Below are 23,050 nucleotides of genomic sequence, written 5' to 3' on the forward strand. Positions count from 1 at the left end.
TGGTGCTTTTGGGGGAAGTGACGCAAATCGTTGAAAAAAAGATAAGAAGAGAGCATCGCGCTCTCTTCTTTTTTACTTCACGATCTCTTTCGCCTGCGATTTGAGCGCTTCGGGCACAGTCAGGCCAAATGTTTCCGCGGCCTTTTCATTGATGTACAAATCAGCTTGTTTGGAAACTTCTACCGGTGTGTCAGCGACTTTTTGCCCTTTCAGGATGCGCGAAGCCATCTCGCCGGTTTGCTTGCCGATTTGATAGTAGTCGATGCCGTACGTAGCCACTGCTCCCCGCTTCACCGTGTCGGTATCGGAGGCAAATACCGGGATTTTGCTCTGTTCCGCTGCTCCCAGCACCGCTTCAAACGAGGATACGACCGTATTGTCGATCGGGATGAACATAGCGTCCGTTTTGCCAGCAAGTCCCTGTGCTGCAAGCTGTACTTCAGACAGCTGGGAAATGCCTGCCTTGACCACTTCCACGCCCTCTTTTTTCGCCGCTTCTTCCAGTTCCTTCACTTGCACTTCGGAGTTTACCTCCGACGTCGTGTAGATCACGCCCAGCTTTTTGAGCTCAGGCAGGAAGGTTTTGACCAGCTTCAGCTGCTGCTCCATGGAAACCTTGTCGGAGGTGCCTGTCACGTTATTGTCAGGCTTTTCCAGACTGCTGACCAGTTGGGCAGACAGCGGATCGGTCACAGAGCTGAAGACGACCGGCTTGTCCGTAATCGCCTTGGCGGCTGCCTGCGCGGACGGCGTAGCGATCGCTACCACCAGATCTTTTCCGTCGCCGGCATACTTCTGTGCAATCGAGACCGTATTATTCATATCACCATGGGCATTCTGATAATCGAGCTCCATGTTTTTGCCGTCTTCGTAGCCGGATTCCTTCAATCCGTCGACAATTCCCTGACGGATCGCATCCAGCGCCGGGTGCTCCACAAATTGGGTCAGCCCGAGCTTGACGGTTTGTTCACCAGCCGCGGCAGGTGTAGACGTATCGGTCTTGGCGGCTTCCGGCTGGCTGCCACAGGCCGTCAACCCTGCGAATAAACATGCGGATAGTAAAAAAGATACAGCTTTTCTCATCTAAACTTCCTCCTCTAATCTCTGCTAAGCTAAACTTGTGTCCCATTATAGCATATTTTTTTTGGATGAAAAGATTTTTTACCGCAATGCTCCGCAAGCGTTTTTTCCTTACCTGTTTGGAACCGGCTCCTCCAGTTCTTTTTGCCCTTTTTGCGCTTCCCTCGAGCCTTTTTTTACCAGCACCCTCGTAATCCGGTAATGATCCACCTCGCCCACGACAAATTCACAGCTGCCCTGCCGCACCGTATCCCCCACTCGCGGCGGATGGTCGATCTGCATGTAAATCCAGCCTGCAAGCGTGTCCACTTCCGTATCATCGAGATCCAGATCGAGGTAGTCGTTCACTTCTTCCAGCAGCATCCGGCCGTCGAAGGAAAGCAGGCCGTCCTTTTTTTCCACCTCGGGCCGCTCATCGTCAAATTCGTCCTGAATGTCCCCGACGATCTCTTCCATAATATCCTCCAGCGTGACCAGCCCGGCTGTTCCCCCGTACTCGTCGATAATGATCGCGAGCTGTACCCGCTGCTTTTGCAGCATGGTCAAGAGACGGCTGATCGAAATCGTCTCCGGAACGGTCAATATGGGACGCATGATCGATTCCAGGTTGTTGTTCTTCCCTTCCATCAAGCTGGTCAAAAGATCCTTGATGTGCAGACTGCCGACGACATGATCCTTGTCCCCGTCGACCACAGGGTAGCGGGTGAACCGCCCGTGCTGGACGAGCTTGATGTTTTCCTCAAAGGAGTCGTCGAGATTGAGCACCACCATATCTGTTCGAGGCACCATGATTTCTCGGGCCATCGTTTCCGAAAAATCAAAGATGTTGTCTACCAGCATCAGCTCCGTTTGGTCGATCAGCCCGCTTTTGTGGCTTTCGCTGACCAAAATTCTGATCTCTTCCTCGGTGTGCGCCTCCTGATGCGGCTCCATCTTAATGCCGGCCAGACTGAGAATTTTTGCAGCCGACCAGTTGAGAAAGGCGATAAACGGGTACATCACCTTGTGAAACAGCTGGATCGGTCTGGACACGTGGAGAGCCACCCATTCGGTCCGCTGGATGGCGAGCGATTTGGGAGCGAGCTCGCCGAGGACGATATGCAAAAACGTGATGATGGAAAAAGCAATAATAAAGGAAATGCTGCCGACAAGCGTTTCGTTCATTCCGAAATAATGAAAGACCGGATGCAGGAGATGGGCGACAGCCGGTTCCCCGAGCCAGCCCAGTCCCAGCGACGCAAGTGTAATCCCCAGCTGGCAGGCCGACAGATACGCATCCAGATTGTCCAATACCTGCTCGACATTCCCCGCTCGCTTGTTGCCCTCTGCCACCAGCTGGGTGATGCGCGATTCCCGCACCTTGACCACGGCAAATTCGGTCGCGACGAAAAAGCCGTTGAGAAGGACGAGGATTACGATCAGGAACAGATTGAATACGCTCCCCCATACATCCATGCCGCCTCTCCTCCTTCATCGGGTTTCTTCGGGTTAGTGTAACCCACACGGTCCCAAAAGTTTCCCCTACCTAAGCGCCCGTGGCGAATGGAGCATTTTTCCACCGGGTAAAGGCGGTTTTTCTTTCTATATCATGATGTGATAACATGGTGCTAAACGAACATACAATCGGCGAGGTGATGAACTTGTCGTACCGTCCCGATTTGCCGATGATTGTCCAAAGCGATCGGACCATCCTCCTGGAAGCCCAGCACCCGCTGTTCAGCGAGGCGCGTCAGGCGTTATCCGGTTTTGCGGAATTGATCAAAAGCCCCGAGTACATGCATACTTACCGCATTACGCCGCTTTCCCTGTGGAATGCCGCGGCAGCCGGTTTCGCCCCTGAGCAGGTAACCGGGGTGCTTGGCACGTATAGTAAATACGGAGTTCCCTCCACGATAGTCCGCGAGATTCATGAGACGATGAACCGCTACGGACTTCTTCGTTTGGAAAAAGCGGCGGATCAACTACTTTTGACCGGCGACGATCCGCTGCTGCTGCAGGAGTTGACAAGCTATCGTTCAATATCCTCACTGCTGGAGGAGCATCGGGAGGAGCATGATTATCCGGTCAAGTCGTACGCACGCGGCTTGATCAAGCAGGAATTGATCCGGCTGGGGTATCCGGTACAGGATCTGGCCGGCTATACGAGCGGCGAGGATTGCCCCGTCTCCCTTTTGACAACCATGGCTTCCGGAAAGACGTTTTCCCTGAGAGGATACCAGCAGGAAGCGGTGGACGCTTTTTATGCCGCCGGATCGGCGCTGGGCGGCAGCGGCGTACTCGTGCTTCCCTGTGGAGCAGGAAAAACGGTCATCGGACTGGGGGCTTTATGCCAGCTTCAGAAAGCGACCTTGATCCTGACAACCAACACTACTTCCGTCAGGCAATGGATTTCCGAATTACGGGACAAGACAGATCTTGACCCTTCCCTGATCGGGGAGTACACTGGCGAACGAAAAGAAGTGAAGCCGGTGACAGTGGCCACCTACCAGATTTTGACGTACCGTCCGGACGCGGAGAGCGATTTTCCCCATATGGAGCTGTTTTCCAAACGGGATTGGGGATTGATCATCTATGACGAAGTCCATTTGCTCCCCGCTCCCGTCTTTCGGGTCACATCAGGCATACAGGCAACGCGACGGCTCGGCTTGACAGCCACGCTCGTCCGCGAAGACGGACGAGAAGAGGATGTCTTTACACTGATTGGCCCAAAAAAATACGAGATGCACTGGAAAGTGCTAGAGGAGCAAGGCTGGATTGCCGATGCCACCTGCCGGGAAATCCGCCTGCCCTTTGAGGCGAAGTGGCGGGAGGCTTACGCACATGCCGGAGCGAGGCAAAAATTCCGGATCGCCGCGGAAAATCCCCGCAAACTGGATGTGGTCAAAAAGCTGCTCGCCCGCCACGAAAACGATCGCGTCCTGATTATCGGACAATACGTCGAGCAGCTGGAACAAATGGCGCAGACGCTGGACATCCCCGTCATTACCGGAAGGGTGCCGGAAAAAGATCGGGCGTCGCTGTACCAGCGCTTCAAGGCTGGGGATCTGACCCGCTTGATCGTCTCCAAGGTAGCCAACTTTGCCGTTGATTTGCCGGATGCCAATGTGGCGATTCAGGTTTCCGGCACGTTTGGCTCCAGGCAGGAGGAAGCCCAGCGGCTGGGAAGAATCCTGCGTCCGAAACAAAAAGAAAACACGGCCCATTTTTACACCTTGGTGACAAGGGATACACGGGAACAAGAATTTGCTTTGAATCGACAGCTGTTTCTGGTAGAACAAGGATATAAATACGATGTGATAGAAATAGAGTCGCTGGACTGAAACGTTTCAGCATATGCCAGCGTCACATAGAGGGAAGGAGGCCGGAGATTCGATGCAATCCGACGCCGAAATCATTCAGCGGATTCTCCAGGGCGACATAGAAGGATACCGGGAATTGATCCAGAGGTATCAGCACATGATTTACGTGTTTATCTACAAAATGGTAAACAACCGTTCCGATGCGGAAGACCTGACGCAGGAGGTCTTCGTCAAAGCGTATGAAAAGCTCTCCACTTTTCGGGGGGACAGCCAATTTTCCTCCTGGCTCCATACGCTCGCCCGCAACAAGACAATCGATTTCATCAGGCGGCGCAAGTTTCATGATTCTGACGAACAACTGGCCTTTGTCCCTTCCCAGGTGCGCGACGAATCTCCCCAGGAGTCGCTCATGAACAAGGAAACCCGCAGGGAAATCGAGGAAGCTTTTGCCTTGTTGTCTGATTCGTATCGGGAAGTCATCGTGCTGAGATGCACGCATGAATATCCTTTCGAAAAGATTGCTGCGCTGCTCGGCATCGCCGAGTCGACGGCCCGCGTCCGGTATTTGCGCGCTCGCCAGGAACTGGCCAAACTACTTTCACGCAAGGAAGGGGGGCTCGTACATGAACTGCCAGGAATTTAGAAAAGCTTGGGAAGACACCACGAACGAGAGCACGCTTTTCCATATCGAAACATGTGAAGAGTGCATGGTCTGGATCGAAGCACAATTTGCAAATGGCGAGGAGGTGCAGTTCTTGAAAGAGGTTCCTCAGCCGTCAGCGCAATTGGAAGACAAAATTATGCAAGCGATATACGAGACAACCGGACAAGGATTTACTCCCCAAGCCGCATCCGTTCAGGCCGTTCCAGCGCCTGCCGTCAAACCGGCCCGCCGATTCAGGCCGAAGCTTTCTTCGCTCACATGGGCCGGTGCCGCTGCCATCCTGCTCGTCGTCGGGGCTGTCGGTTACCTGCAGTCGCAAAATGCCGGCCAGGAAATCAGCATGGAATCTGTGTTTGGCGGTGAGAATTCGCAAGGCACCATTGCTTCCGCTCCCGCCGAAAACCGCCCGGCTTCAGTGGCCATGGACGCTGCAAACAATCAAGCTATCGGCAAAGCATCGACCGAGTCTGGCCAGGCAGCGCCGCCTGCTTCCAAAGCATCCTCCGCTCCGGAGACGACCGGTCAGAGCGCCAAACAGGCGGATGCCTTGAACCGCGGGACCTTTGGCAATCAATTGGCCATGGATGTCCCTGCGGAAAAAAACAGCGAGCTGAAGTCTGCCAAGGAGGCCGCAAAGCCAAACGCGGCAGCTCCGGATCACAAGCGGCCCATGATCGCCGCCCGCAATGCAAACGGGAAACCGGCCGCAGAACAGCCAAAAGCGCCAGCACCAGTAGAGGCGCCGCTGGCATTGGCTGACCAGAACAACTCTATCGCCAGCGTGCCCGCCGAAGAGGAACAGAACAAAGCGCTGTCCAATCAGCCTGTAAACGCTCTGGCCATGGACGCCAATGCGGACGCAGCAGAGCAGCCTGCCATGGAGCAAACACCCGCGCTCGTTGGACCTGCGGTATCGGCCATGGCCAAAGCTGAGATTACAATGTCCACCTTCTCCGATGTGGAGACGGCGGCACACGCCTCTGATATGCCTGTACCGCAGACGGGACAGCTGCCCGAAGGCTTCTCTCTGCATGCGATTTCCGCTCAATACGAATCGCAAACCAGCCAAAAGGTCGTTCGTCTGACCTCTGAATACAAGCACAACAAAGACTGGATCAAGGTGGAAGTGGTTCGGAACGAAAACGGAAAGCGGAGTCTGTCCATCCCTGGCACCTTCACCGCGACTCAACTGTTTACGATCCAATCCGAGCAAGCAATCGCGGTTTCGTTCGAAAAACAGGCTGACGCAGGCGAAACTGCTCCGCAGCACGCTGTACACTTTAACGCCCAACCCGACAATCAGTCGCTGTACGTCGTTGTCACGGCAAAAGGGGTAACACTGGACCAACTGGTGGAAGCGTCAAAGCAAATCACATGGCAGTAAAAAGGACGCGGGATATTGCTCCCGCGTCCTTTCGTTAATACGTGGTTACCGAAGCTGCTTTCTTTGTTGGTGGTGGAAACGGGCTTTGGGGGAGGAGATGAAAAAGGAGAAAACGGCTACAGGTTCGGTGGGACACTGCATGGGGGTTGGACTGTCCGGCTCCATTCCAAAAGCAAAACCGCGTCCAAAAGCAGCCGGCTCGGAGAAGCGTTTCAGAGTTGGACGCTAAAAGCGTGTTTTGCTTTTTCCATTTCGCCTGGGAAGTGTCCCAAAGACCTTTTGCCGTTTTCTCCTTTTTCATCTCTACAGCTGCTGGTTTCCATCAAACATAAAAACCGTTCGGACATAGCCCGAACGATTGAGAGAGTTCTTGCTTGCGAAGAGGGCTTACGTTTCATAGCGAAAGCATCCCTTCTCAGCTTCCTGCGATATGGTTTGTCGTAAGCCATAGACAACCTGAGTTATCTCGCATGCTTTTAAAAGCTCGCAGAAGCAGTCCTGCTTGAAAGAGAAGCCTGTTTCCAGTCGGAGCGACTAGCGAAGTCCCACCCAGCGGAGCGGTGATCCCGAGGAAACAGAATCGCAATCTATGAATTCACTCCGTAGCTGCGCGCCGTTTTGCGATTCCCTCGGGATCACTGCGGAGCGGACAGTCCCCGCTCCGTGCAGGACGAAGACCGGAGCGGAGAATGGAAACAGGCTTCTCCCCACCGCAGCCGCTTTTCTATGTCGGTGGTGGAACGGGCTTTTGTGGAGGAGATGAAATACTCATTTTACGTCTTCCTCGGTCAGCGAGGAATGGTCCTCACTCTCGCATCCCTGCTCTACCATATGACTCTTTTTGATTGCTTGGAACCTTCTCATTGTTGGACGAAGCGGCATCACAGCCAAGCAAGCTGCCTACGACGTCACATCCCGCCTGATAAACACAATGTAGGCCACGACGAGCGACACTGCCGCCCACACGGCCAGCACCGTCAGCGAGAAAGGCAGACTCATGCCTTTGATCGGCGGCAGCGTTCCGGCCAGGTAGTCGGTCAGCTGGAGGTTGACGACGAACAAGTACTTGGCGCTCTCCCACGAGGAAGCCATCTGGGTCAAAATCGCGCCGCTGATCAGCGCGGCCATCATGATTCCCATGCCTGCGGCAGCGCTGCGGACCAATACCGAAACCATAAAGGTGATGGTCGCCACCACGATCGAGACAAACCAACCCAGCCCGTACTGCATCAGCAGGTATTTCCATTGCGGCAGCACGAAGACATCCGCCGTCTGCAGCTCGCCTCCCTCAATATCAAACCCGGTCAGAACCGGCATGTCCCAGCCGGCATAGCCGAACACCACCCCCGAGATCAGCGCGGACAGGATCAAGGTCATCAGCACCGTGAGCGAAGTAAACAATAAGAGGGTAAGATATTTGCTCGTCAGCACCTTCCAGCGCCTGACGGGCCTGGTCAGGAGCAGCTTGATCGTTCCTTCGCTAAACTCGGCCGATACGAGGTCGACGGCTAATACCACGATCATCATGGGCAAAAACAGCGATATCGCCTGATCCATGAAGCCGCGCGCAAAGGTAGGAGCGCCCGGAGCCATCGGATTGATGTCATGGTCCAGATAGTACTGCTGCTGCTGAACGCTGATCTTTAAAAACTCCCGCCATTCCTCCGGCAGTCGGCTGGACGCGAGCCGGTTTTGCGTATCGACGATTTTTTGCTGAAGCAGCGCCCTCCAGTCGCTCGTCCCCATCTGCTCCTGGGCGGTAAGAACAGAACGGTACTGGGCATAGGTAAAAATCGGGATGAGGATGGCCAAAATCAGCAGGACGACCAAAAAACGGCGACGGCGCAGCAGTTTGACGGTTTCATTTTGTACCAAGTCAAGCATGCCCACTTTTCGTCCCCCCTCCTTCCGCCGTAAGCGCGAAGAACAGATCCTCCAGCGTTACGGTTTTGGCAGCGATGCCGAGGACAGGGACTCCCTTTTGTACCAGAGCCTGATTCGCCTCGCTGATCCGCTCTGTGTCCATTTTGCACCTGAGATGTCCTTCTTTGGACACCACTACCTCTTCGACGAAAGGAAGAGACCCTAGAAGACGGCTGGCGGCCTCTGTCGTCTCGGCGGAAACGCTCCATTCCACCTGATCGCCAAACTGCTCCATCAAGTCTTTGACGAGCCCGACAGAAATGACTCTTCCTTTGTTGATGATCGCTACCCTGTCGCACATCATTTCGATTTCACTGAGCAAATGGCTGGAAATGAACACGGCGAGGCCCTCTTCTTCCGCGAGCCTGCGGATAAACTGGCGAAGCTCGCGAATTCCCGCAGGGTCGAGGCCGTTCGTCGGCTCATCCAGAATCAGCAGCTTCGGACTGTGGAGCAGCGCCTGGGCAATTCCCAGCCGCTGGCGCATTCCGAGAGAGTACGTTTTTACCTTGTCGTCAATCGCTCCCTCTAGATCGACAAAGCGGACGATCTCCTCGATCCGTTCAGTGGAGATGCCGCCGCTCATTCTGGTGAAGTGTTCAAGGTTTTCCCGTCCGGTCATAAACTTGTACAGCTCCGGATTTTCCACAATGCATCCCACCTGAGCGATAGCCTCGGGAAAACGCTTTTGCAGCGATACGCCGCCGATGCGGATCTCTCCGGCATCTGCGGAGGCCAGGCCGACGAGCATCCGGATGGTCGTGGTCTTTCCCGCGCCATTCGGCCCGAGGAAACCAAATACTTCTCCTGCGAAGACGTCAAAGGAGATGTCGTGGATAATCTGCTTGCCTCCCATTTGCTTGCGAAGTCCCTTTATCGACAGTACCGTTTCAGTCAAAAAGCAGCCCTCCTATCCTGCCACCTGCCCGGCTTTGGGCAAAAACGACTACGTTGTGGTACACTCAAAGTACATGTCTATTGTCACATTATACCACGCAACACTATTCAATACGTAAAGCGGGAGGTACCCATGCAAAGCTCCGGAAAATGGTTATGGCGCGTGTTTGGACTTCTCTCTCTGGTCTCGCTGCTGCTGTTTGCGGCAGGCTTCGTATTTGCGTTAGATCCGCGTCAACTGGCGCCTGAGGGAGCAGTTGGCCCCGTAAAGGAGACAAAGCCGCCCGCTCTGGCCCCGGCAGAAGGAGTCCGGCAAATCGTCGCGCTCGGCGATTCGTTGACGCGAGGTGTCGGCGACGCCAACGGACTCGGCTACATCGGACTGGTTCGACAAGCCTTGGAAAAAAAGAGCGGCAAGCAAATCACGCTGTCCAATCTGGCAATCAACGGGCAAGAATCGCCCTCCCTCGTGGAGCAATTATCCCAAAAGCAAGTGCAAAGCCAGCTCGCTGCCTCCGATCTCATCCTCTTTACAATCGGCGGGAATGATCTGTTCAAACAGTCCGGGGAACTGGAAGAAATCAATGCGGAAAAATTGGCCGCAGCCACAAAACGGCTAACGGCCAACTTTGAAGAGATCATCAAAAAAATGCGCGAAGCAAATCCGGACGCAACGATTGTGTATGCGTCGCTGTACAACCCGTTTGGAGACACCGAGGCCGCAGCGGATACGGTACAGCCAGTATTGGATTGGAACAGCGCGGCTTCCGCCATCGCTGCCCGCTATCCCCGCGTGCTGGTCGTGCCTACCTATGACCTGTTCGTCAACAAGGAGCAAGCTTACTTGTACACCGACCATTTTCACCCGAACTCAGCAGGCTACAAGCGGATCGCCGACCGCATCCTTCAGGCGTTGGAATAGAGCTCCTGGGGCTTTCATTAGCCTTGCACCCGTGCCGCATTGATCGATTGCCCGGTCTGCTTCACATACGCCCGCTGCCCAGCCCACTGGAATGCCGTGCTGATCATGGAGAAAGCCGCGACGACGCAGAACAGCGTGCTGCCCCCGTAGGTAGCCAGGAAAATGCCGCCCATCCACGGACCGATGAATTGCCCGAGATTGCTGAAGCTTTTGGCTCCGTAATACGTGCCGCGCATGTCCTCCGGAGCCATCCGGTCGATCAGGACGTCGGAGGCCGTAAAGGTGAGGATTTCCCCGATTGTAAAGACGACCATGGCAATGATGAACACGCTCCACGAACCGGCGAAGGCAAAGCCCAAATCACCCAGCGCATAGGCGGCGTTTCCCACCACGATGCTGGCGAGAGGCGTCCTTTTTTCCGCCCAGCGCATGAGCGGCATCTGCATCAGCACGACGACAACCGCGTTTACGCTCATCAGAATCGCAAACAGCTTCGTCCCGTCGGCTACGGACATTTCCGCGTATTTTGCCAAGGTAGAAGACATTTGCGAATAGCCGATCGCCCCGAATACGCCAGCCACCATGTACAGGCGAAACGCCTTGTCCTTGACGACGACTTCAAAAGCCCGCTGAAAGCTGACCGCTTCCTTTTTCTGCCCCTCGATCTTTTTGATCCCAAACACATTCAGCATAATCTGCAAACTGATCACGTACACGAGGTAAATGGCCGCCGTAACGAGAAAGGGCAGGGCAGCGGAAGTCATGGCCAGCATCGCTCCCAATATCGGCCCTACCGCTACCCCGACGTTGATCGCCGTATAGCGGAGCCCGAATACCCGGAAGCGTTTTTCCGGCGCAGTGATATCCGCCATCAGCGCTTGCGAAACAGGCTCGTAAAAAGACCGGCACAGCCCGCCGACGATATTGAGCAGCAGGAACAAGAGCGGACTTTTCCCAAACGCAAAACCGACGAACACGAGCATCCATACATAAAGCGCACCGATCATGACGCGGCGGCGCCCGATCTTGTCCGAAAGGGTTCCCCCAAAAAATCCCCCGACTGTTCCTGCCAGCGCACCGGCACCGATCGTCAATCCGATCATCCCGAGGTCCATGTCCGTGTGGTTGGACAAAAACAGAAACAGAAAGGGCATGCTCATCGAGCTGGCAGCCCGCACGAATACCGTCCCGACCACCAATGACCAGACAATCGGATGAAACTCACGAAACATGGCCTTGACCCTACTCATATTTTTCTCTCCTCTAGGAGTTCTGCTCTTCTACCAATTCCGAACAGTTCCGTAAGTTTTTTTTTATTGTAGTGAGCGGCCCTTTATTCGTCAATCGACTTTGAAGCTTTTCAATTATGGAAAATTTCGATGAGCACCGCCGATAATTTGATAAGGACGGAAAAACGAGGGGGCGAAGAGAGGCGAAAGCACAAAGAAGCCGGGGCACTTCCCCGGCTGTCGTCGCAATCGTTTTATTCCACCATGATCTGACCGATCAATTCATTCTGTTCATTCCACTTTACGGCATGGTAAATGGCATCGTGGTAGAAGGTAAACCACGCTCCGTCTTTTATCCCTTGCTTGACCCATTTTTCTTTTGCAAAAATGGAATCCATCGGGTAATCATCATAGGCCAGCACCCAAAGGGAATTTTGATGCGCATGGGTCGGCATCAGGTCAGCCATGTGCAGGGCGAGCTCTTCTCCGCTTTCCATTCGGACGATGCAATGTCCCTGACTGTGTCCACCCGTGTGGTGCATCGTGACGCCCGGAACAACCGAAAGCTCGGAGCCAAACGTCTGTACCTGGTGTTCGATCGGACGCCAGTTCTCCTCCCAGTATGTATTGCGGGAACGGATGTTGGGGTTTCTCATTTCCGCCCACTCCTGCTCCTGTACATAAATGACGGCTCGGGGGAAGGTGGAGGACAGCTGGCCGCCGTCCTTGAGCGATACAAGCCCGTTCGCGTGATCATAGTGCATGTGGGTCATCAGCACGATATCGATATCCTCAGGAGAAAGCCCCACCGCTTCTAAAGACTCAAGCACCTCTGATTCTTCCTGCAATCCGAAATTGCGCTTCTGCTTCTCGGTCAAACGGTCTTTCCCCATCCCCGACTCGATCAGGATGCGCTTTCCGCCCGCTTGCAGGAGAATGGGGTCAGCCCGAAGCGGGATCTGGTTCAGCTCGTTGTTTGGGTAACGCTTGCTCCACAGGGGCTTTGGCACGACCCCAAACATCGCTCCTCCGTCCAACTGCGTCAGGCCGCCTCTCAGCCACATCAGGGAAAACTCCCCCAGCTTCCATTCTGTCAACTTCATAGCCTCATCTCCTGTCTTTAAATAGAGTCGGGATAGTGAAAAAGCACCCTGCTTGGGTGCCCTATTGTTTGACTGCTACGTTGACCGTACGAGTCGCAGGCGACATTTCCAGGTAAATTTCACTGGAAATGGCCTGGACAGACAGATCCGAATCGCAGCGTTTATGACTGAGCACGAGTTGTGCGATTTTCTCGGTTTCGTGATAAATGCTGATCAACGTTTGCAGCGGATTGGCACTGCCGCCGGCAATCACTTTAAAACCCGGGGCTATTGTAAACGTCCATCCCTCCACTTTTACGACCCGCTCGGTAGAGTGCAAGAAATGACGTTTTCCCAATAAAATGCCATTGTGATTCATCAAGGCGAGAGCCCCCATTCAAATTGATTTGAACAGCACATATTTATTTTGCAAAAAAACATGTACAAATGATAGTCTTTCGACAAAAGATCCTAAAAGCCGACAATATTCCAATCTAGTTCGAATGGATTATATATTCCTGCCGATCGAAGCACCTTCGTAAATGGCCCGTTTGGCGTCCAGCTCCCCTGCCTCTCTGGCTCCGCCGATCAGATGGACGGGCAGCTTATCCCGCAATGCTTCGTACAAGCGGTTGTTTGGCGTGTTGCCCGCCGCGATTACGACCGTGTCTGCCGGCAGCAGCTTCTCTTCTCCGCGATAGATGATCCGCACGCCCTCTTGCGTAATTTCGCGGTACTCCACCTCTGTCAGCATTTCCACACCTTGCCGTTTCAAATTGGCGAGCACAGCCCAGCGGGTCGTTTTGCCCAGTCCCGTTCCCACATGCTTTCCGCGCCTTACAATCGAGATTCGCCTTGCACTCGTCTGCATTTGATGCAGCTGCTTTGGCTCGACAATTCGATACTCCAGCAAATATTTCATCGTCTCGGAAGACAGCTGGGCTGTTTCTGCCAGGAGGTGGGACAAGTCACAAGCGATGCCTCCAGCTCCGACTACTACGACCCGTCTCCCTACGCTCACCTTTTTTTCAAACACTTGCGCATAGCTGACTACATGCGGAAGATCGATGCCGGGAAGCTCCGGTATGCGGGGGATGACGCCTGTCGCAATCACCGCTTCATCGAATCCTTCGGCGATCAGCTGATCTGCACTCGTCTCCACACCAAGCCTGATCTCTACGCCGAGCAAGCCCAGCTGCGTTCTGTAATATCGCAATGTTTCGGCAAATTCTGATTTGCCGGGGACCTGAACGGCGTAGTTGAGCTGTCCGCCGATCTGCTTCTGCCTTTCCAGCACCACAACCTGATGGCCGCGCTCGGCGAGTACCCGTGCCGCTTCCAATCCTGCCGGGCCCGCTCCTACTACGGCCACTTTTTTCCTTACAGTCGCAGCCGTCAGCTTCCACTCCTCTTCCCTGCCGGCCATCGGGTTTACGAGACAGGATGCCGTCTTGCCTTCAAAGATGTGGTCCAGACAAGCCTGGTTGCAGGCGATGCACGTGTTTACCTCGTCAAACCTGCCTTCCATGCTCTTGCTGACGATATGCGGGTCGGCGAGCAGCGGCCTTGCCATCGAGACCATATCCGCATGCTGGTCCACCAGGATCGCGTCCGCCTGCCGGATATCGTTGATGCGATTGCTGGCGATGACGGGAATCTTTACGGCATCCTTGATCTGTTTGGCTACCCAAACATAGGCGCCGCGCGGAACCATCATTGCGATCGTAGGGACTTTTGATTCATGCCAGCCGATCCCGACGTTGAGCGCATTTGCTCCCGCCGCCTCGATCTGTCTGGCAAACTCGAGCGTTTCTTCCATCGTCGTGCTGTCCGGTACAAGGTCCAGGCCGGATATGCGGAAAATGACCGGATATCCTTCCCCGACCGCACCTCTGACCCGTTTCATCACCTCAATGCCAAACCGCGCCCTGCCCGCGAAGTCTCCTCCCCACAGGTCAGTGCGATGGTTGGTGACAGGGGACAAAAATTGATTGATCAAGTATCCTTCCGATCCCATGATTTCTACGCCGTCGAACCCTGCCCGCTTGGCCCGCAGTGCCGCATCGGCAAACGCCTGTATCGTCCGCTCGATCTCTTCCGGCGCAAGCTCGCGGGGCTTTGTCCGGTTGATGGGAGCCTGCAAAGGAGAGGGAGCAACCGGATCGAGACCAGTCGTCTCTTTGTAGGCGTAGCGACCAGCGTGAAAAAGCTGCATCGCGATTTTTCCGCCCGCTGCGTGCACTGCTTGCGGAAGAATGCTCAGCTGCTCGACGTGATGGTCAGCGTACGCATTGCAGTACGCTTCTCCCATGCCGCCCTCCGGCAGGACTGCGACTCCACCTGTTACGATCAGGCCCACTTTTCCTCTTGCCCTTTCGGCATAAAACGCGGCCAGCCGCTGCACGCCCCCCTCCAGCTTTTCCAGGCCGACGTGCATCGATCCCATCATGACCCGATTAGCCAGCGTCATCTGTCCGATTTGAATCGGTTCAAACACCCGTCTGATCGCCACTTGCAGCTCACTCCTTTTCATCTGACTGAATGCTCACTCATTTCATTTGGTTAAACAATTCTCCACACTCCTTTCGTTTTCCTGCTCATCATGTGGGCTACGCCACTCCTGAGAGCTGAAGCAATTTTCCCAAGTCTTTAGCAGCCTGCTCGATGATCTTCTCTGTTCCCTCCTGATCGGAGAAATCCAGGACGAAATGATAATCCAGGATGATCGAGGATTCGGCCAATCGGTCCGGAGCGAGGAAACGCTTTTTCTCCGAAAGAGATACTTCCGCCACTACCTCTCTCGCCCGCTCCCACAAGCGCGTTCCCTCTTCCAAAAGGCCGATGTTCCGGTACTCCAGCTCAATCTCCACTTCGCAGCTTTTCCCCGGCGCAAGCTCGCAGAGAAATACGGAGGCGGCCGGCTGTTCACCTTCAGCTGAAGCGACGATCAGCGTAACCTCCCTTGTTTCCTCGTCCTCCAGCAAGGAATGCTCCGAACGCAATATCACATCGTTGATTACGGCATTTTCCGGCATGTTTTGGTCCCATAGCTCGATCAGTCTTTGCAGCATTACGTCTATTCCCCCTGTTGCACACTATGTTCCTATCCGCAGTATACCATGCCGGGGACCAACGAAAAACGAAAAACCCCCTTCATGGCGAAGGGGTGGGTGTATTGTTCAAGTCTTTGTTATTGACGAATTCGGAGAGCCAGGCACGCCTTACTTCCTTGTTGGGGCAAAAAGCGAGCACGTAGCTTTCACCGCGCATGTATTTTTCCTTGATCCAATCCTTATGTTTGCGAAAAAACGCCTGTTGAAAGTCGATTGGCATTTGCTGGTATTCTTCAAGGGCCGAGGGGTTCTGGAGAAAAAAATCTTCATCATATATGATTTCTTCGTTTTGTTGGCGGCTGATCAGGTACACGAACGCGATCACCAGAAACAGGTTGACCAGTAAAATTGTCATCCAAATCCCTCCCTGTCCGTTCCATTTATCAGATTTATCTGTCTTCTCAGCATATTATTATTTTACCATGCTTTTGGTGTTTTTAAACCACTTTGCAATGATTTATTCAAAAACTTTTTTATGAATGATTTCTAAGAAGCATCATTCCATAAAAAAGAACACCCGACATTTCGGGTGTTCGATTGTTTCAGCTGTTGATCATGAAGTGGTTTTCTGTCCCTCCGCAGCAGCAGGCGGAGCTTCCTGAAGCGGTGTGGAAGGAGGCTGAACGATATCCGGCGGCGGCGTTGCTCCCGTTCCCGGAGCATTGTCCGGTACCGGATTCAGCTCCCCACTCTGCTGATTGGCGTCTGGTGCCATAATATCAGGAGGCGGCGCAACCGTTTCCTCTGTTTCCTCTGTTTCAGCAGGAGGCTCTTCGTTCTTGATTGGACTTGTTTCCTTTTTTGGCTTCGCCTGTTGCGACGACGCTGCCGACTCATTTGTTTTCTTCGTCGTACGAGGCTTGCTGCTTGCAAAACCGTCATCCCCGGCGGCGAGAATCGGGGAGTCGTTCAACTTCGCGACAACGCTTTCCGTCAGTCCCATTTCCGATTGCAATGCGGCTCGTATCGAATTCAGGTTTTCCTTTGGCAGGTAGGTATAGCTTCCTTGCCAGTAGGCGCCGTTGTCCAGAGTCGTAACGGAGGCTGAACTGAGGCCTTTAAAATCAAAAGCAAGGCCCTTGATCTGTTCCTTGGACAAATCGGTATGTATATGCTTCGCTCCGACATCCATGATGCTGAAAATTTTGGTCAATCCTTCAAGGGAGCCTACTTTGTTGATCAAGGCCGAAATGACTTCCTGCTGGCGGCGGTTGCGGTCAAAGTCGCTGGAATAGTATTTGGTTCCCCGGTTGTCGTGGCGGTGGCGAACGTACCCCAGCGCCTGTTCGCCATTCAACACCTGGACGCCCGGGTTCAGGTTGATGTGGGTCTTGTCCGTCGGATCGTCGTAGACCAGCTTGCGGTCGACGTTTACTTCTACCCCGCCCAATTCATCGACAACCGCTTTAAAGCCGTCGAAGTCGACTGCTACGTAGTGGTCAATCGGGATGCCCAAAAGCTCGGTCAAAGTCTTTTTCGTCAGCGAAATCCCGTCTTCTGTCGGCGTCTGTTTCTTGCGCTCGGCTTGGCGCCGCTCAGCCTCGCCGTTGGCAAAGACCGAGTTGATCTTGTGGTAATCGCGGTACCCGGGAATTTTTACGCGTGTATCGCGCGGCAGAGAAACCATCGTCACCTTTTTGGTAGCCGGATTGGCAACCGCTACAATCATCACGTCCGTATTCATCGAGCCTGTTTCCGGACGGTTGTCGCTGCCCAAAACAACGAGCGAAAGCGGCTTGTCGTTATGGTATGTAGGATCGAGATTTACAGAGGCAGGCGATACATAGCCGTCCTGCGGCGATGTCACGGTATCAAGGGCATTGTCCACTTTCCAATAGACCGCTCCGGCGGCTCCTCCTGCGAGAAGCACGAAAAAGACGGTAAAGAACAGCATCCATTTGCGTAGATTGCGGCGTCGGACTGGTTTTTTCTGCTTATGGGCAACTGTACGCGTTTTTCCGACTGTATCCGGCATGTGCATCAATCTCCTTGTCAGCGAAACGCTTGGTATTGTATGGAAATATTCCCAAAAATAAGAAAAGTGCTTTTCGACGGGAAGCACTAAGTTTTTCTTCCATTGGTAAAATACTGACTAAGGTATTGTAGCACATTCATGTCCGGTTTTGTAGAAAAATGTTCCGCTCTTGCGAAACTCCCCCATCTGTGTCGATGAGGGAGTCCTCTTTATTGCTTTCCGTGCGGCGCTTGACTGAAACCCTGAACGGGGCCCTTAGGCTCTTTTTGCGTGGATCGGTGAGCGTCTCCGCCGTGGCGCGTATGGCTCTCCTGCTTGCCGTTTAGATCATTCGACTTTTTTTCCATGCTATCCCCTCCTTTGCGGCTAAGGAATAGTTTGTGCCGCTCCCGGGCTTCTCATCCTCCTATTTTTGCGTGCTATATACTGACATTACAGTAATGACGTTTGGAACAAACAGTGCTACAGTAAAAAGCAAAAAAATATACGGAGATGAAACTATGAGCGCCCAAACCGGCAGTTTGAATGCCAGTCCAGCGGCAAGTGCCGCTCCGACGGTTTATCGCATGTTGTTTGCCATTAGTCTCGTTCATCTGCTGAACGACAGTATTCAAGCCGTCATTCCTGCCCTGCTGCCGATTTTGGAGAGTAATCTTGCGCTGACGTACACACAAGTAGGCATTATTTTGCTCGTCGTGAATCTTACTTCATCCGTGCTTCAGCCGGTAGTCGGCTATGTGTCCGACCGCAAGTCCCGCCCGTATATGCCTCCGCTTGCTCTTCTGATCTCGGGGCTGGGCATGTTCGCCCTGGCCATGGCCGATCAGTATTACATCGTCCTTTTGGCTGTGGCCTGCGTCGGAATCGGCTCCGCTGTCTTTCACCCGGAAGCGTCCCGGGTCGCCCATCACGCTTCCGGTCCCAGGCGCGGGCTTGGCCAATCGATTTTTCAGGTGGGTGGGAACGCCGGCCAGGCTTTGGCCCCGTTGATGACCATTCTCATCTTTCAACCGCTCGGCCAACCAGGCGCGATGTGGTTCCTCGTTCCTGCCGCGGCAGCCAGCGCCGTCTTGATCTACGTCGCGATCTGGTACCAGGGCCAGCAGCGAGCCAAAAAAGCCGTACCGGAGGCTGTCGCCTACAGCTTTAAGCAGAAGAGGATGATCGCCCTCGGCCTGCTCGTGCTGATCGTGAGCGTCCGCTCCTGGATGAACGCTGGCTACCAAAGCTTTTACCAGTTCTTTTTGATGGATGTCAGAGGGCTGGAGTACTCCAGCGCGCAGCTTTGCGTATTTGGGTTTTTGCTCGCCGGAGCGATCGGCACCTTTATGGGTGGGCCCATCGCCGACCGGTTCGGAAAAAGGAATTTGCTGGTGCTATCCACGCTCGGCTCCCTTCCGTTGACCTTGCTGACGCCTTATGTATCGGGTATCTGGACGTACCCTGTCTTGTTCCTGAGCGGACTTATCATGCTCTCCAGCTTTTCCGTCGCCGTCGTCTATGCGCAGGAGCTGCTGCCCGGCCGTGTCGGCACCGTCTCCGGACTGATCATCGGCCTTGCTTTCGGAATGGGCGGCATGGGAGCGCTCATCCTCGGCTATCTGGCTGATCTTGCGAGCATATCCTTTGTCATTACGGTTTGCTCGCTGATGCCGTTGATCGGAGCGATCGGCCTCCTTTTGCCAAGTGACAAGGAAATCGCCAAATGGAATAAAAAAGCATAGGCTGGCAGCAAAACAGCCCATGCGCAACTAAAAAAACAACAACCTCGGACTCATCCAGCCTCGGGGTTGTTGTTTTTTTATTGTCTACACCAGAACTCGCTGCTTCAGTCCCATTAACTGACCGATCACAGGCGGGTACAGCTCCGGCGTTCCGATCAAGCTCCACGTATCGTCGCCAGTTTGGCCGACCAATCCTGAAACCATCCAGTCGGGCGCAAGCTGCACGGCGTCCTCCGCCGGAAGAGCGAGCAGCACTCGATTGCCCTTGTTGTTTTTGACGTACCAGCCGTCTGCCGTTTTCTCTTCCAAAATCATCGTTTCTTCTTTTACTGTACGGAAGGTCTCTTCACCGCCAAACAGCCGTTGATGTGCATCCTTTTCCAGCAAAGCGCGGTAGCGGTATGCTTCAGGGAGTGTATCCTTCAGCTCGGCCAACAGCGGCTGCATGACGGGGGCAAGCGATGTTTGATGCTGCTTGTCCAGCCATTTGAAGAACGCTGTCAACACCGACAAAAGGTTTGTTGCCAGCGTCTTCGTCGAAGCATCCACGCGCGTGAAGATATCGTGAACGAGGAAGTACGCCAGCTCCTCGCGGCGGAATTGCTCCCAGGAAAAACCGGGCCCAAAGGCGCTTCGAACGAATGAACGGAAGTTGTTCATGACCTCATCGTACTTTTTCACCGTTGCCTCGGATTTGCCTTCGGTCATCTCCTGAACAAAACGGTTTATCTCAGCCAATAGCTCCGGCTGAACCGTGTAGACACTCTCCGGCAGTCCTTCAATTAACGGTCTGGAGAGGAGCCCTGTGACATACAGGTCGTCGCTTTCGATTGCCAACCGGGATTTGAGCGACTCCACCCGGATAAACCGGGCAACGCCCTGCCCCAGCTTGTTGTCCTTTTCCAGCTGGTCCACCAGTTTGCGGAGCTTGTCTTGCATCGTCTCATTGTCAGACGCGGCGACCAGAACCGGCGCGAGACCGTCAAGGGCATCGTTTGCGGACAGCAGCCATTTTTCCGTGAAGTACGTCTGGACAGCCCATTGCAGCACTTTGGATGGCAGCGTAGGCTGGCTCGTAATAAAAAGGGTTCCTTTCGTCAGCTTCGCTCCTGTCGAAGATAGGGCAGCGATCGCTTCTTCCCCCGAGCTTTGCGGAAGCTGCAACAGCGCTGCCAGCTCATCCAGCTGAGGAGCATACCCCTCCAGCCAAACCGTTTCATCCTGGACAAGGACTTCAGCCTGAACCTCGTACAGCTCCAGCAGCGTATCCTTTAGGGCTGTAAACAGATATTCTTCCTTGCGCGGAGCGTATACCCAAATCTCGCGCGAGCCTTCCCGCTTTTTCAGCTCCAGCATCCGATGCGATTCAACCACCCGGCGCAGCCGGGAAATATCCGGGATGTGGTACACGCGGCGAACCATGCTTTGCACGGTCCGAGGAGCATCGCCTTCGCCAAACTGTACGATAAAGTGGTAGAAAGCCGTCGTGTACGTACGCTTCTCACTGTCGTCAGCCGCTTTGGCAATCTCGGGATGGGCATGGAGCCATTCCAGAAGCCCCGGCTTGAGGTGCGGCTGCAGGACAATGCTGCCGGTGAAAAGCACATCGCGCAATCCAAGCGAGAGCAAGCGCCCTGCTATCAGCTGCCCCGGCTCCACCTGAAGCGCATTCGTCCTGACAATGTAGCGCACATCGCCACGTACCGGATGTCGAACCGTCAACGCCTCACGGTCTACCTGCACGATCTCGTAGACGTCGAGGTTCAGGCGGGAAAACGCGCGGCGCAAATCAGGCTCCATCCGTCGCCCATGCTGCTTGAGATAGCTCTCCAGCGGCGTATCTCCGTTCATTTTTACGTCCAGTACGAGCCAGTTGAAGAAGTGAGCCGTCCACTCCGGACTCATGATGCTCTCCTCGGACAGGCCAACCTCGGCAGCAAATCGCTCCCGAAGCTCTTGAACGGCTTCGCTGCTCACCTGTCCGCTGACGAAGTGATTCAGCCGCTCTACCCAGCCCGCGTACTCTTTTTGCAGTTTTTGTTCGTGGCGGCTGCGGAGCTCCGTGATCGGCGTTACGACACCGCAGCATTTCTTGTATTTTTTCCCGCTACCGCAGGGACAAAGTTCGTTTCTTCCTACAGACATAAGGGGTTTGGATCTCCTTTCTATCCCGTCGCGGCATGCGCAGGGATCTAGCGCAATCCCCCTATAACTACCGCATATTTCAGGTCTTCGTATGTTCTCGTTTTGGTTCGTGCGAGATGCCGGTGTCCTGGACTGACTCCCACTCCTTGATAAATTGCTCAAGCTTGCGAATCAGCCTGACAATGCGTTGCTGTTCCTCCATGCATTCGGATATGGCCGCCAACTGATTGGCGGCGAACAGCTCCACCACTTTCCGTTCCATCTCCTGTAGGCGAATCCGATAACTCGCGATGATGTCGCGCAGCAAGGCAAACCTAACCTCCAACCGGATCTTGGCCTCCAGATCGCTCATTGCTGATCGTTGGCTGTCAGCACTTGCTCAATGCCAAGCGCGAGCTGCTCGTTGTTATGTTTCTCTTTCATCAGCACTTCTATAGCTTGCATATTGCTTTTTTGGAAATGGGCGACAACCTCCTGCGCCATTTCCTGATTGCGTGCCTGCAGCCGGTCAAGCGCCAGGCGAAGCATCTCCTTGGCTTCTTGATAAGCAGACTGAGATTGAGTTTGCACAGCGTTCATCGGCAATTCCTCCTCAAATTGTAGTTGTTCGTGTTGTTCATGTTGTTCGTTTTGTGATGCAGTCGGTGCGCCTTGCTGCCCTTCCGGTGCTTTGGCAGCAGATTGGGAAGCAGCCTCCTGCGCTTGCACTTCCGATCGTTCTGAAGATCCTGGGTTTACAGGCTGCTTCTCGACTGGAGCGGTGGTGGCAGCAGCCTCGCTGCTTGCTTTCTCCACTTCCCGCTCTACTTGTTCGCTGTCCCGGTCGGCATCGGCATCCTCTTCTTCCGGGCTTGCGATATCTTCCCGGACGATGATGTGAAGCGTCTCTCTATCTGTGCGAAAACGATCGTCGAGAGCAGACAAAAAAACGGAGCCCTGCGGCACTTCTGCTTCCAGCTCCAGGAAATGCGTAAGCGACCTAACAGATATTTGCGCAATGCCATTTTTGCGGCAAAATTGGTAGACCTGATCGTTGGCCAATGTCCAGTCGGCCAAAAACCAGCGAACATCCCCCTGATATTGAACAAAGCGGAGATCGCGCTCCAATTGCAGCATGCGCAAAATCTGATTCCATCCAAACTGCGTTTGCCGTCGAAGCTCAGCTACAATCTGTTCCAACGTCTTGGGCGATTGGCTGTCGCGCAAAAAACGATAGGCCAGATCAAACAGCTGATGGGGCTGGTACGTTACCTCTACGATCGCTTCTGTCCGCCCGATGCGAACAGGCGACGGTTCCATCTGCAGTACTTTGGCCAGCAGCGCTTCTGCATCCATGTCCAGAAGGGAGATCAGTCCGGTCTCGTTCAAACGCGCACAGATTTCTTCGCGAGGAAGCGAGCGTTCGCCTGACCGAAACACCTTTTTCATGATACTCGACAGGGTATAAGTTGGCCGTTTCATAAGCTTTCTCCTTCTAGTTCGCTTGGCAAAACAAGCGCCAAACAAATGGGAATCACAAAGGTATTCGACACGAATAAAAAAAATCCTACTACGGATTGGCTCGATTGTCCAATCTGACTGCATAAAATCGCTTGGGGGCGAAAAAATGACAG

Annotated in this window: 21 protein-coding genes; 6 read left to right on the forward strand and 15 right to left on the reverse strand. The window is 54.1% G+C overall.

The features are described 5' to 3' along the window. Positions 1 to 72 precede the first annotated feature (72 nt). A complete protein-coding gene (locus tag Q3F21_RS15940; protein WP_340254874.1) occupies positions 73 to 1,083 on the reverse strand; it encodes an ABC transporter substrate binding protein in 1,011 nt (336 codons plus the stop codon). A 108-nt stretch (positions 1,084 to 1,191) separates the two neighbouring features. Further along, entirely contained in the window at positions 1,192 to 2,535 is a 1,344-nt protein-coding gene (locus tag Q3F21_RS15945) for a hemolysin family protein (RefSeq protein WP_340254877.1), read from the reverse strand. A gap of 146 nt (positions 2,536 to 2,681) precedes the next feature. On the opposite strand from Q3F21_RS15945, the gene Q3F21_RS15950 reads away from it, so the two are divergent. The 4 genes from Q3F21_RS15950 (at position 2,682) to Q3F21_RS15965 (ending at position 6,656) form a co-directional block, all read left to right on the forward strand. Continuing rightward, entirely contained in the window at positions 2,682 to 4,400 is a 1,719-nt protein-coding gene (locus Q3F21_RS15950; RefSeq protein ID WP_340254880.1) for a DNA repair helicase XPB, read from the forward strand. A gap of 52 nt (positions 4,401 to 4,452) precedes the next feature. Then, the gene (locus Q3F21_RS15955) at positions 4,453 to 5,022 is read left to right on the forward strand and encodes an RNA polymerase sigma factor (protein WP_340254883.1); all 570 of its coding nucleotides are present in this window, start codon (positions 4,453 to 4,455) and stop codon (positions 5,020 to 5,022) included. Then, positions 5,003 to 6,427: a hypothetical protein gene (locus tag Q3F21_RS15960; protein WP_340254886.1), complete on the forward strand. Its 1,425-nt coding sequence runs from the start codon at positions 5,003 to 5,005 to the stop codon at positions 6,425 to 6,427. The genes Q3F21_RS15955 and Q3F21_RS15960 overlap by 20 nt, the downstream gene beginning before the upstream one ends. A 97-nt stretch (positions 6,428 to 6,524) precedes the next feature. Further along, a complete protein-coding gene (locus Q3F21_RS15965) occupies positions 6,525 to 6,656 on the forward strand; it encodes a hypothetical protein (protein ID WP_340254888.1) in 132 nt (43 codons plus the stop codon). Positions 6,657 to 7,327: 671 nt separating this feature from the next. On the opposite strand, the gene Q3F21_RS15970 is transcribed toward Q3F21_RS15965, so the two are convergent. Beyond that, positions 7,328 to 8,311: an ABC transporter permease gene (locus tag Q3F21_RS15970; RefSeq protein WP_340255036.1), complete on the reverse strand. Its 984-nt coding sequence runs from the start codon at positions 8,309 to 8,311 to the stop codon at positions 7,328 to 7,330. Next, positions 8,304 to 9,206 (reverse strand): ABC transporter ATP-binding protein, encoded by a 903-nt coding sequence (locus Q3F21_RS15975; protein WP_425341266.1) that lies wholly within the window; start codon positions 9,204 to 9,206, stop codon positions 8,304 to 8,306. Before Q3F21_RS15975 ends, Q3F21_RS15970 begins: the two co-directional genes overlap by 8 nt. Before the next feature lie 174 nt (positions 9,207 to 9,380). Here Q3F21_RS15975 and Q3F21_RS15980 point away from each other — a divergent pair, with 174 nt between their 5' ends. Beyond that, positions 9,381 to 10,169 (forward strand): SGNH/GDSL hydrolase family protein, encoded by a 789-nt coding sequence (locus Q3F21_RS15980; protein WP_340254894.1) that lies wholly within the window; start codon positions 9,381 to 9,383, stop codon positions 10,167 to 10,169. 17 nt (positions 10,170 to 10,186) lie between these two features. Here Q3F21_RS15980 and Q3F21_RS15985 read toward each other — a convergent pair whose 3' ends face one another. The 8 genes from Q3F21_RS15985 to Q3F21_RS16020 form a co-directional block, all read right to left on the reverse strand. Then, positions 10,187 to 11,419 (reverse strand): MDR family MFS transporter, encoded by a 1,233-nt coding sequence (locus tag Q3F21_RS15985; RefSeq protein WP_340254897.1) that lies wholly within the window; start codon positions 11,417 to 11,419, stop codon positions 10,187 to 10,189. Between the two features lie 233 nt (positions 11,420 to 11,652). Then, positions 11,653 to 12,501, reverse strand: coding sequence for a YtnP family quorum-quenching lactonase (locus Q3F21_RS15990; RefSeq protein ID WP_340254900.1), 849 nt, complete (start codon positions 12,499 to 12,501; stop codon positions 11,653 to 11,655). A 61-nt stretch (positions 12,502 to 12,562) separates the two neighbouring features. Beyond that, a complete protein-coding gene (locus tag Q3F21_RS15995; protein ID WP_340255039.1) occupies positions 12,563 to 12,859 on the reverse strand; it encodes a hypothetical protein in 297 nt (98 codons plus the stop codon). Positions 12,860 to 12,988: 129 nt separating this feature from the next. Further along, positions 12,989 to 14,950 (reverse strand): FAD-dependent oxidoreductase, encoded by a 1,962-nt coding sequence (locus Q3F21_RS16000; RefSeq protein WP_425341267.1) that lies wholly within the window; start codon positions 14,948 to 14,950, stop codon positions 12,989 to 12,991. A 139-nt stretch (positions 14,951 to 15,089) separates the two neighbouring features. Further along, complete coding sequence (locus tag Q3F21_RS16005; protein WP_340254906.1) at positions 15,090 to 15,551, reverse strand: hypothetical protein; 462 nt, start codon at positions 15,549 to 15,551, stop codon at positions 15,090 to 15,092. Positions 15,552 to 15,633: 82 nt separating this feature from the next. Continuing rightward, positions 15,634 to 15,948 (reverse strand): hypothetical protein, encoded by a 315-nt coding sequence (locus Q3F21_RS16010; RefSeq protein ID WP_340254909.1) that lies wholly within the window; start codon positions 15,946 to 15,948, stop codon positions 15,634 to 15,636. A 198-nt stretch (positions 15,949 to 16,146) separates the two neighbouring features. Next, a complete protein-coding gene (locus Q3F21_RS16015; protein WP_340254912.1) occupies positions 16,147 to 17,568 on the reverse strand; it encodes an LCP family protein in 1,422 nt (473 codons plus the stop codon). A gap of 209 nt (positions 17,569 to 17,777) precedes the next feature. Next, positions 17,778 to 17,915 (reverse strand): hypothetical protein, encoded by a 138-nt coding sequence (locus tag Q3F21_RS16020; RefSeq protein WP_340254915.1) that lies wholly within the window; start codon positions 17,913 to 17,915, stop codon positions 17,778 to 17,780. A 153-nt stretch (positions 17,916 to 18,068) separates the two neighbouring features. Here Q3F21_RS16020 and Q3F21_RS16025 point away from each other — a divergent pair, with 153 nt between their 5' ends. Continuing rightward, positions 18,069 to 19,292, forward strand: coding sequence for an MFS transporter (locus tag Q3F21_RS16025; protein ID WP_340254918.1), 1,224 nt, complete (start codon positions 18,069 to 18,071; stop codon positions 19,290 to 19,292). An 84-nt stretch (positions 19,293 to 19,376) separates the two neighbouring features. Here Q3F21_RS16025 and Q3F21_RS16030 read toward each other — a convergent pair whose 3' ends face one another. The 3 genes from Q3F21_RS16030 to Q3F21_RS16040 form a co-directional block, all read right to left on the reverse strand. After that, entirely contained in the window at positions 19,377 to 21,437 is a 2,061-nt protein-coding gene (locus Q3F21_RS16030; RefSeq protein ID WP_425341265.1) for a YecA family protein, read from the reverse strand. Between the two features lie 79 nt (positions 21,438 to 21,516). Further along, positions 21,517 to 21,789 (reverse strand): hypothetical protein, encoded by a 273-nt coding sequence (locus Q3F21_RS16035; RefSeq protein ID WP_340254921.1) that lies wholly within the window; start codon positions 21,787 to 21,789, stop codon positions 21,517 to 21,519. Continuing rightward, positions 21,786 to 22,898 (reverse strand): hypothetical protein, encoded by a 1,113-nt coding sequence (locus tag Q3F21_RS16040; protein WP_340254924.1) that lies wholly within the window; start codon positions 22,896 to 22,898, stop codon positions 21,786 to 21,788. The genes Q3F21_RS16035 and Q3F21_RS16040 overlap by 4 nt, the downstream gene beginning before the upstream one ends. Positions 22,899 to 23,050 lie beyond the last annotated feature (152 nt).

The sequence above is a fragment of the Brevibacillus borstelensis genome (genome assembly GCF_037834415.1).
Lineage (GTDB): Bacteria > Bacillota > Bacilli > Brevibacillales > Brevibacillaceae > Brevibacillus > Brevibacillus borstelensis_A.

What these genes read in the sequence shown, in the direction of transcription:
- Q3F21_RS15940 (WP_340254874.1), bottom strand. Translation starts at nt 1,083, where the DNA reads ATGAGAAAAGCTGTATCTTTTTTACTATCCGCATGTTTATTCGCAGGG.
- Q3F21_RS15945 (WP_340254877.1), bottom strand. Translation starts at nt 2,535, where the DNA reads ATGGATGTATGGGGGAGCGTATTCAATCTGTTCCTGATCGTAATCCTC.
- Q3F21_RS15950 (WP_340254880.1), top strand. Translation starts at nt 2,682, where the DNA reads ATGGTGCTAAACGAACATACAATCGGCGAGGTGATGAACTTGTCGTAC.
- Q3F21_RS15955 (WP_340254883.1), top strand. Translation starts at nt 4,453, where the DNA reads ATGCAATCCGACGCCGAAATCATTCAGCGGATTCTCCAGGGCGACATA.
- Q3F21_RS15960 (WP_340254886.1), top strand. Translation starts at nt 5,003, where the DNA reads ATGAACTGCCAGGAATTTAGAAAAGCTTGGGAAGACACCACGAACGAG.
- Q3F21_RS15965 (WP_340254888.1), top strand. Translation starts at nt 6,525, where the DNA reads ATGAAAAAGGAGAAAACGGCTACAGGTTCGGTGGGACACTGCATGGGG.
- Q3F21_RS15970 (WP_340255036.1), bottom strand. Translation starts at nt 8,311, where the DNA reads ATGCTTGACTTGGTACAAAATGAAACCGTCAAACTGCTGCGCCGTCGC.
- Q3F21_RS15975 (WP_425341266.1), bottom strand. Translation starts at nt 9,206, where the DNA reads ATGGGAGGCAAGCAGATTATCCACGACATCTCCTTTGACGTCTTCGCA.
- Q3F21_RS15980 (WP_340254894.1), top strand. Translation starts at nt 9,381, where the DNA reads ATGCAAAGCTCCGGAAAATGGTTATGGCGCGTGTTTGGACTTCTCTCT.
- Q3F21_RS15985 (WP_340254897.1), bottom strand. Translation starts at nt 11,419, where the DNA reads ATGAGTAGGGTCAAGGCCATGTTTCGTGAGTTTCATCCGATTGTCTGG.
- Q3F21_RS15990 (WP_340254900.1), bottom strand. Translation starts at nt 12,501, where the DNA reads ATGAAGTTGACAGAATGGAAGCTGGGGGAGTTTTCCCTGATGTGGCTG.
- Q3F21_RS15995 (WP_340255039.1), bottom strand. Translation starts at nt 12,859, where the DNA reads ATGAATCACAATGGCATTTTATTGGGAAAACGTCATTTCTTGCACTCT.
- Q3F21_RS16000 (WP_425341267.1), bottom strand. Translation starts at nt 14,950, where the DNA reads ATGACGCTGGCTAATCGGGTCATGATGGGATCGATGCACGTCGGCCTG.
- Q3F21_RS16005 (WP_340254906.1), bottom strand. Translation starts at nt 15,551, where the DNA reads ATGCTGCAAAGACTGATCGAGCTATGGGACCAAAACATGCCGGAAAAT.
- Q3F21_RS16010 (WP_340254909.1), bottom strand. Translation starts at nt 15,948, where the DNA reads ATGACAATTTTACTGGTCAACCTGTTTCTGGTGATCGCGTTCGTGTAC.
- Q3F21_RS16015 (WP_340254912.1), bottom strand. Translation starts at nt 17,568, where the DNA reads ATGCCGGATACAGTCGGAAAAACGCGTACAGTTGCCCATAAGCAGAAA.
- Q3F21_RS16020 (WP_340254915.1), bottom strand. Translation starts at nt 17,915, where the DNA reads ATGGAAAAAAAGTCGAATGATCTAAACGGCAAGCAGGAGAGCCATACG.
- Q3F21_RS16025 (WP_340254918.1), top strand. Translation starts at nt 18,069, where the DNA reads ATGAGCGCCCAAACCGGCAGTTTGAATGCCAGTCCAGCGGCAAGTGCC.
- Q3F21_RS16030 (WP_425341265.1), bottom strand. Translation starts at nt 21,437, where the DNA reads ATGTCTGTAGGAAGAAACGAACTTTGTCCCTGCGGTAGCGGGAAAAAA.
- Q3F21_RS16035 (WP_340254921.1), bottom strand. Translation starts at nt 21,789, where the DNA reads ATGAGCGATCTGGAGGCCAAGATCCGGTTGGAGGTTAGGTTTGCCTTG.
- Q3F21_RS16040 (WP_340254924.1), bottom strand. Translation starts at nt 22,898, where the DNA reads ATGAAACGGCCAACTTATACCCTGTCGAGTATCATGAAAAAGGTGTTT.